Raw genomic sequence first — 7,124 nt, 5'->3', positions numbered from 1 at the left:
GTGTAGCGAACAACAGAGAGAATGCTGCACAGACACTAACAACCGCCAATCAGCAAGGAATAGCTGATGCATTCATTTATAGCGACAAGCGTAAATAGGTAGAGCCATGGGAAAAAGCAAAGCGATTGTACTATCAGTATTGCTGGCGTTGGTCGTTGGCGGCCTGACATGTTTGGGCTTGTATTTGTTAGGCTGGTATACCTTATCTCCGCTATGGGCCGTGGCGCTTGAAGCGTTTGCGATATTAGTTGAAATGGGGCTCGTTGGCTGGGGGATGTATGTCTACTTCCGCAAACCTAGGCCGGTAGTGGATGAGGATGAGCAAATACGCAAAGCACAAATGGCTCATTCGATTAAAAGCCGGTTTGATGTTATATGGAAAAGTCATCCCGGATTGAATACTGACCCGTACCGGTTACCTTGGTACATTCACCTTAGCCAAGATATTAATGGCGATACCACTTTCCTGCGCCAAACAGGTTTTGAACCCGTTCATTCTTCTCACTCGTCGATTGATGTATCGGGGGATCTCAATAGCCCTATTTCGTTCTGGGGGGCAGATGACGCTGTATTGGTTTCCATTGATATCAGCCAGCCACAGGATGCAATCAAACAGCATCTGGACATCCTCTATGGATTACTGCTTAAAAAGCGGGATCGTCAGGCAATCAATGGGGTGCTCTGTACGCTAGATCTCAAATCATTGGTACAAAGTGACGAACTCGCCAGCAACGAATTAAGCCTCAATGTGCGCAGTTACCTCACTGAAATCAATAACCGGACTGGATTGTCTGTTCCCACATATTGTCTCTTCACCCATCTTGCCGGGGTCAAAGATTGCTGCGAGTTGTTCTCTACTCTCAATGAAGCGGATCGGGAGTTACCTTTAGGGGCACTGACTGATTTATCAGGGCAGGGCAAATATGACAAAGCTTGGTTCGATACGACTTTCGATGAATTGATCAAGCGCTTGTCAGTGACGGTTTCCGAATCTCTGAAGCAACAGCTTTGTGATGAATATCGTGAATCAACGGTTGCGGGTATTTATCAGCTATCAGCCGTTAAATTCGATATCGAGGACTTCTTGGCTTCGACGTTTAACCAGCATCAATTTGACGATGTGGAACTCAACTTCCGGGGCTACTTCATTTTCAACGCTGGTGGCGAGGCCAATGCTACTGATGTCCTGACTTATTTAAATGCTTCGGAGCTAGGCTTGGAGCATTTGAAAACCTCGCCACAGGGCTTGGATGCGAATGGGCCTTCGCATAGTTTGTTCAGCAAGCAGCTATTTCGAAAGTACATCTTGAAAGAAGCCAAACTGGTGGGTGTGTTTACCGCCAAAGAGTGGCGTTATCGTTTTACCCGGGTTGCGGCTTTGTGCGGCATTGCTTTGCTGTTTTCAGGGTTTGTGTGGACCTTGAAATCTCATTACGAAAGCCAGCAAGCTATTGATAATCAAGCACTGGCGTTGCTGGAGCGTTATAAATCCAATTTGAAAAGTGATGTCATCATGCCTGATGATCTATCGTCACCAATATTTAGCCTGTATGAGCTGCGCCAGATCAGCCAGCTTTATCAGAAGGAATCCCGACCTTGGTATAGCATGTCAAATTGGTTACCGGATTCGAGTATCCAACCTTACGTTGAATCCGCCTATTACCAAGAACTCAACCGGGTGTTATTGGTATTGATGCGTGACTATATCCTCAAGGATATGTTTGTCTACAACTCGCTCGATGACAAAGTGAAAACCTTGGAACTGCTGAACTATCACCAGTTGCTCTACAACCCGCAGCGGCATGATGTTGACTCATTGGTCAATTATTATATCGCCGCACTCAAGGAAGAGGGAGAAGGGGACGTTAACCTGCTGGAGCGTTTTGAGCTGTTGGCGAAAGATGTATTGAACAGTGGTGCCGTGCCACCCGAATCGAACGAGGAGTTGCTTACACTGGTGCGAGGATCGCTATCCAAAAACGATATGAGCGAGCTGCTATACCAGCATATTTTGCAGCACCCTAACTTTTCACGCCGGGTGGATATCAGGACACAGCTGGCTCCTTCCTACGCATCGGTGTTCCAGTTTACCCCGGAATTTAGTGGTTACCTGATCCCATATGTCTTTACCCGCGATGGCTTTGAAGAGCTTACCAACGAAACTGGCTTACAGTTGGCAAGCGAGGCCACCCAAGCCTATGAAGGGGTGATGGGAAGGATCAGCGGCGAAGCGGAAATGAACCGGATAAACCGCCAGTTGCGAGAGCGCTATACCAATGACTACATCCAATATTGGAAAACGCTGACAGCCAATATTTCCTGGGTATCGGTAGCTACTTGGGGTGAGAGTAACATTCAGCTCGAATTGGCGACGGACCCGCTTTACTCGCCAATGGTGCAGCTGTACCGATTGATTGAGCAGAATACCAATTTGCGGAGTATCTCCCGGCAATTAGCCAAACAAGAGCAGGAGAATGAAGCGCCGCCAACAGCCCTGCGCAGCGATACCATCGAGCGTGTCGCGAGCTTGATTGCAGCGCCTTTTACCTCTTTCCATCAGCTTGTAGCTGTTGGGGACTCAGGTCAAAGCCAGTTGGACGTTGCAGTAAAGCAGCTCAAGGAAACCCATGATTGGGTACAGCAATCGACGCAGGCCAGAACCCGAGGCGAATACTTTATCGAGCAATTGAAAAACGTCGATACCAGCACGCCAATTGCCCAGCAGTTCCAGTTAGCTAATGGCTACAAAGACCCAATATTGCCTGCGATGTTGAGAGGCCAGGCGCTGACAATTAACCAATTGGCATTGGAAGAAACTAGGCAGTTTATCAACGCAGACTGGCAGCAGCTTTATTCGGTTTACCACCGCCAGTTCGAAGGTCATTATCCGTTTGACAAGCAGTCAATGTTTGATGCTTCAACCGATGACTTCGAAGACTTTTTTAAAGAAGGCGGGCTGTTCGATGTGTTTGCCGCCAAATACAGCATCTACTTTGATAAAGGCAGTTTCGGTGAAACGGTAATCAAAGGCTTTATCGCCCATCAGGATATGATTATTTCCAATGATTACCGGTTACTGGAGCAGTCGGTCAAACGGCTGCAAAGCGGGATTTTCTCGGATGGCAAGTTGGGCTTTGAATTCATGCTAAAGGCCCAGAAAATGTCGCCATCGTTAACGGGCTTTTCTATCGAATCTGGCACCAAGCTGTTTGAATACCGCAATGGACCGGTACTTTGGCGTAAGCAGTCATGGCCTATCAGCAACAACATCAGCAATGATATTTCTATCGTGACGACAGACAATCTGGGGGCAGATACCAGGGAGAAACTGAGCGGGGTATGGAGTTGGTTTAGGGTGGCCGACAAAATGCAAAGCAGCAACATGGCAGGAAGCTATGATGTAGCGTGGCATTACTTGGCAGACAGCAGTTATGTCAATCTTGTGGTAATGTCCGATGGCCGCGAGCAGCCATTTTCGCCAAGGTTCTTTGCCCAGCTAACACTGCCGGAAAGACTATGATAGAAAGCGTCAGATCGTTTTTTGGGCAAAGAGCGGGCAAGGGAAATGTTGGCCCAAGAAGTAAATGCCCTGACGCGCCACCGTTATGGTTGATGGAACAACTCGCTATTGCTGACAGTGCTTGCTGTGAGGTGATCGGTCAGAATTGCTTCAAGGTAGATCAAAGCGGACAAGCTATTAAGGCCACCATCAAGATAAAATATGGAGAAACGCCAACTCAAGCCTACCTACTGCAACGGGAAGCTGATTGGTTAACCCGACTATATTCACTCAACCTCACTCGTTCTGAGTGCATCAAGTTCTATAAAAATGGTCAGCAGAGTTACTTGTTGACCAACTACCTTTCTGGGCTTGCTGCTAGTCATTGGCTGCGAGAGCAACTAGCTGGGGATGAAGAAACAGTATACCTTCATCAACTAGCAAACTATTTAGAGTCTGCTTTAGACCAGCTCGAGGCCATTCACAGCAATGGTTTTGTGCATGGGGACATCAAACCCAGCAATATTATCTTCGCACCAAACTGTATTGCCGAGCTTATCGACTTTTCCAATATGCGAAGGATAGGGGAGCCTTGGCTGGAGCGAGGTTTCAAACAATTTAGCCCTTCCTATTTCAACGCTAATCACTCATCCACCGCAACCACCAAGCAAGACTACTACGCCTACCTAATGTCAATGAAAGTGCTGTTTGAGCTGGAGAAACGAACTGAACTGCGGCCTTTGGAAGGATTCGAAAGTATTGTAGAACAACATGCTGAGAGCGGGGTGATATCAACTGGGTTTAAGAACCGCATTTTGGCGATGTATGAATCGCTGTAACCAATAACTAAGTTGGAGTAGTCAATGGGAATGACACAATCATATTGAGATTAACGGGAAAGAGGGGATCGGGAGCCTTGCCCCCGATCAAATAATTCTTAATGTTGTAACGCGGCAAGAATCGCTTCGGCCGAACTGACCTCGAACTGGCCGCCTTCTTCGACATTCAGTTGTTTGACCACACCATTTTCAACAATCATGGCATAACGCTGTGAGCGTATCCCACCAAATCCTTCAGTATCCAGTACCAGACCCAGAGATTTGGTAAAGCTCGCATCACCATCTGCCAGCATCATTAACTCGGAAGCATTTTGCGCCTCGCCCCAGGCCTGCATGACAAAAGCATCATTCACAGCGACACACGCAATTACATCGACCCCTTTTTCTTTGATTTTATCTGCCAAAACCACGAAACCAGGCAAATGTGCCTCTGAACAAGTTGGCGTGAAAGCACCGGGTACGGCAAATAGCACCACAGTTTTATTGGCAAAAAGCTCTTGGGTAGGGTGGCTCTGCATCCCATCATCAGTTAACTGGCTAAGCGTACCATTGGGTAAAGATTGACCTTGCTGAATCATGCGTAATGTCCTTGTTGGCTAATGTCCTAGAAGTGTAGATGCCAACAGTCGTTCAAACCAATGCAAGGGCCTTGGCTACGTGCTGAGCATGTGAAGTTGTGAACTGCCCCAGATGAAATGTCATTTCAACGACGCGTTAATAACTGGCACAAAAAATTTATTGTTAGCGCAGTAGTGACGGCGTAACACTGAGTGATAAAGGCGAAAGTGATATGTTGAAAATTTCAACATATCACTCTGTTATTTTTCGTTTTTTCTATGTATTACAGGGTTTTGGCTGTGGCTGTGTGAGATAATGTAGAAAGTGAAGGTTGAAAGATACAACCTATGAAGCTGTTAGGGCTTTCATAGAGCATTTTTGCTCATATTTAGAATGATGTATGAAATCTCTAGACTTGATTTGAGAATAATAATGGAAAATGAATCATTGGTGGAAACTGGACAGAGCTTGGCTAGGCTTCCTGCTTCCTATGGCTTACATCTTACAGATGCTCAAGAGCGATTTAGCTCTGCCTATGTAAAGCTGATGTGTGCGGCTGCGAAGATTAATTATAGTGAACCGACGACTGATAATGAAAGCATCGATATCGAACTCATTGGTAGAGGTTTTCAAGGTCGTTGGAAAAAACCGAGAATTTTGGCACAACTCAAGTGCACATCTAACTACAAATATATAGATATGGAAAAACAAGAGCTGAGTTTTCCACTACCTATAAAGAACTACAATGATCTAAGAGAAGTTGATGATCTTCCGAAGATTTTGATCGTTGTTTTCTGCCCTAAGGATAATCAGGAGTGGGTTCAGCATTCATCACTCCAGTCGAATGTAAGATTTTCTGGCTATTGGGTTAGCCTAGAGGGCGAGCCGGAAGTCAGCAATAAAACTAGTGTGACTGTTAAAGTTCCTTTTTCTCAAGCTTTTAACAATCTCACTCTGATAGAATTGATGAAACAATATAGCGCTAGAGGGTTAATCATATGAGTACTCAATTACCTCTAAATGATGTGACCAAATACTTAGCTGAAAATGGCTGGCACAAATCATCTGAAATTAGAGATACATTTCAGATTTGGCATAGTCACGAGTTTCCGGAGTCAGAAGTCACGCTCCCTTTGAGTGAAGAGCATAAGCGCTATGAGGCACTTCTATTAGACACAATAGAGGAGTTGTCTGAATACCTTAGAGTGTCTCATGAAGCTTTGATCAAACAAATATCACCGTTAGACTTTGATGCCATAATGGTTAGAGCGATTGCTGATGATGTTCAAAATGGCTCAATCCCATTTGATGATGGAATCAAGCTTTTATCTTCTGCTTATAAGTTGCTTAAACATTGTTCAAGTAAAATCCAAAAGTTCAAGAACAAGAGTAAGCACTTGGGTAGTTATTACAACCACATTGGAATGGGGCAAACACAGATAGGTAGTTATGTTGTAGCTATCCACTCTCCTCTATACCGTGTAAATAGCGAAGAAGAGCCAAAGTTGTTCGACAGCAATACATCTCTTGGCAGGATGATTAATAAGCTGTTCTATTCGAAGTTGGCTAAAGTCTCTTCAGTGTTTGCGCTTGAGTCTGATATTGATGTAATTACTCAGAAGCTACTCGAGTTAGGCATAGACAAAAAAGATTGTGATGCGCTAATAGATATATTTGGTTTTAAAGCTCATAGAGATATCGAAATCAAAGTCAACTGGTCATCAAAAGAGTTCATTGAAGAGAAATACAAGAGCCCAATATCGTTTTATTCTAGAGATGCTCAAAAGATTGTTGAATACCGAGAAGTTTTGAAAGCAAAGAAAACGGAGAAAAGTATCCAACTCTCTGGGGAAGTCGCTGATTTGCATAGAGGCTACGACGATGACTTAGGGCGAGCTAAACTTAGGACGAAATATCAGGATAGAGAGGTTAGTGTTTCATTTACGGTTAGTGAAGATCTTTATCCAATAATAGCTCGCGCTCATGTAGCTAAAAAAGTAGTGACGTTAACTGGCGAGTTGGAAGCAGTCAAAGTTGACAATAGAATGTCTGCTAATTTTAAATCGCTCACTGAATGGAAAGTGTGTGAGAACCTAGAAATCAAAGAACTGGATACCGAGCAGGAAAGCCCTAACAAATAAGGATACGTGTCGCGCAGCCGACACTTCTATCCGGTTGTTGGACAAGCCCGTGTAGCCTTATTAAGTAAATTGCTTGGTTGGAACTTG

Annotated in this window: 5 protein-coding genes; 4 read left to right on the top strand and 1 reads right to left on the bottom strand. The window is 44.9% G+C overall.

Annotated elements, in window-relative coordinates; all coding sequences use genetic code 11:
- The first annotated feature begins 106 nt into the window (after positions 1 to 106).
- Complete coding sequence (tssM, locus tag BIZ37_RS28645) at positions 107 to 3,520, top strand: type VI secretion system membrane subunit TssM (protein WP_187464435.1); 3,414 nt, start codon at positions 107 to 109, stop codon at positions 3,518 to 3,520.
- Positions 3,517 to 4,338: a protein kinase gene (locus BIZ37_RS28640; RefSeq protein ID WP_187464434.1), complete on the top strand. Its 822-nt coding sequence runs from the start codon at positions 3,517 to 3,519 to the stop codon at positions 4,336 to 4,338. Before tssM ends, BIZ37_RS28640 begins: the two co-directional genes overlap by 4 nt.
- Before the next feature lie 98 nt (positions 4,339 to 4,436).
- On the opposite strand, the gene BIZ37_RS28635 is transcribed toward BIZ37_RS28640, so the two are convergent.
- Positions 4,437 to 4,916 (bottom strand): peroxiredoxin, encoded by a 480-nt coding sequence (locus BIZ37_RS28635; RefSeq protein WP_187464433.1) that lies wholly within the window; start codon positions 4,914 to 4,916, stop codon positions 4,437 to 4,439.
- A 412-nt stretch (positions 4,917 to 5,328) separates the two neighbouring features.
- Between BIZ37_RS28635 and BIZ37_RS28630 the strand changes: the two genes are divergently transcribed.
- Entirely contained in the window at positions 5,329 to 5,898 is a 570-nt protein-coding gene (locus BIZ37_RS28630) for a DUF4365 domain-containing protein (protein ID WP_158083632.1), read from the top strand.
- Entirely contained in the window at positions 5,895 to 7,037 is a 1,143-nt protein-coding gene (locus tag BIZ37_RS28625; protein ID WP_187464432.1) for a hypothetical protein, read from the top strand. The genes BIZ37_RS28630 and BIZ37_RS28625 overlap by 4 nt, the downstream gene beginning before the upstream one ends.
- Positions 7,038 to 7,124 lie beyond the last annotated feature (87 nt).

Source organism: Photobacterium sp. BZF1 (assembly GCF_014349205.1).
In the GTDB taxonomy this organism is placed as follows: Bacteria; Pseudomonadota; Gammaproteobacteria; order Enterobacterales; family Vibrionaceae; genus Photobacterium.
Note: the sequence above shows the minus strand (reverse complement) of the source record. Positions and strands in the feature narration are given on the sequence as shown.

What these genes read in the sequence shown, in the direction of transcription:
- BIZ37_RS28625 (WP_187464432.1), top strand. Translation starts at nt 5,895, where the DNA reads ATGAGTACTCAATTACCTCTAAATGATGTGACCAAATACTTAGCTGAA.
- tssM (WP_187464435.1), top strand. Translation starts at nt 107, where the DNA reads ATGGGAAAAAGCAAAGCGATTGTACTATCAGTATTGCTGGCGTTGGTC.
- BIZ37_RS28630 (WP_158083632.1), top strand. Translation starts at nt 5,329, where the DNA reads ATGGAAAATGAATCATTGGTGGAAACTGGACAGAGCTTGGCTAGGCTT.
- BIZ37_RS28640 (WP_187464434.1), top strand. Translation starts at nt 3,517, where the DNA reads ATGATAGAAAGCGTCAGATCGTTTTTTGGGCAAAGAGCGGGCAAGGGA.
- BIZ37_RS28635 (WP_187464433.1), bottom strand. Translation starts at nt 4,916, where the DNA reads ATGATTCAGCAAGGTCAATCTTTACCCAATGGTACGCTTAGCCAGTTA.